At 70.9% G+C, this 1,194-nt stretch carries 2 protein-coding genes; both read right to left on the reverse strand.

Annotated elements, in window-relative coordinates; translation table 11 throughout:
• On the reverse strand, positions 1-347 hold a 347-nt coding region (locus tag ACIQCH_RS38405; protein WP_402589019.1), incomplete at its 3' end, for a GTP-binding protein.
• Between the two features lie 2 nt (positions 348-349).
• On the reverse strand, positions 350-1,194 hold an 845-nt coding region (gene cysD, locus ACIQCH_RS38410), incomplete at its 5' end, for a sulfate adenylyltransferase subunit CysD (protein WP_402589021.1).

Consider the following 1,194-nt stretch of genomic DNA (forward strand, 5'->3'; position numbering starts at 1 on the left):
TCGGCGGTGGAGGCGCCGGTGACCATGTTGCGGGTGTACTGCACGTGGCCGGGGGTGTCGGCGAGGATGAACCGGCGGCGGGCGGTGGCGAAGTAGCGGTAGGCCACGTCGATGGTGATGCCCTGCTCGCGCTCGGCGCGCAGGCCGTCGGTCAGCAGTGCCAGGTCGGGGGTGTCCTGGCCGCGGTCGGCGGAGACCCGTTCGACGGCCTCGAGCTGGTCCTCCAGGACCGACTTGGAGTCGTGCAGGAGCCGCCCGACCAGGGTGGACTTGCCGTCGTCGACGGATCCCGCGGTGGCGAAGCGCAGCAGGGTGGTGGCGCTGAGCTGCTCGGTGGTGGTCGTCATCCCTAGAAGTACCCTTCGCGCTTGCGGTCTTCCATCGCGGCTTCGGACAGCTTGTCGTCGGCCCGGGTCGCGCCCCGCTCGGTGAGGCGGGAGACGGCGATCTCGGCGATCACCGCGTCGAGCGTGGTGGCGTCGGAGTCCACGGCGCCGGTGCAGGACATGTCGCCGACGGTGCGGTAGCGGATGAGCCGCTTCTCGACCGTCTCGCCGTCCTTGGGGCCGCCCCACTCACCCGCGGTCAGCCACATCCCGCTCCGCAGGAACACGTCCCGCTCGTGGGCGAAGTAGATCTCGGGGAGCTCGATGCCCTCGCGGTCGATGTACTGCCACACGTCCAGCTCGGTCCAGTTGGAGAGCGGGAAGACGCGCACGTGTTCGCCGGCGGCGTGGCGGCCGTTGTAGAGCTGCCACAGTTCGGGGCGCTGGCGGCGCGGGTCCCACTGGGAGAACTCGTCGCGCAGGGAGAACACCCGCTCCTTGGCGCGGGCCTTCTCCTCGTCGCGGCGGCCGCCGCCGAAGACGGCGTCGAACCGGTGCTGCTGGATCGCCTCGGTCAGCGGGACGGTCTGCAGCGGGTTGCGGGTGCCGTCGGGGCGCTCCTTGAGCTTGCCGGCGTCGATGTAGTCCTGGACCGAGGCCACGTGCAGGCGCAGGCCGTGCCGCGCGACCGTGCGGTCGCGGTGGTCGATGACCTCGGGGAAGTTGTGTCCGGTGTCGACGTGCAGGAGGGCGAAGGGCACCGGCGCCGGCGCGAACGCCTTGAGCGCCAGGTGCAGCATGACGATCGAGTCCTTGCCGCCGGAGAAGAGGATCACCGGCTTCTCGAACTCGCCCGCCACCTCGCGGA

The organism is Streptomyces sp. NPDC093225 (genome assembly GCF_044753805.1).
Taxonomy (GTDB): Bacteria; Actinomycetota; Actinomycetes; order Streptomycetales; family Streptomycetaceae; genus Streptomyces.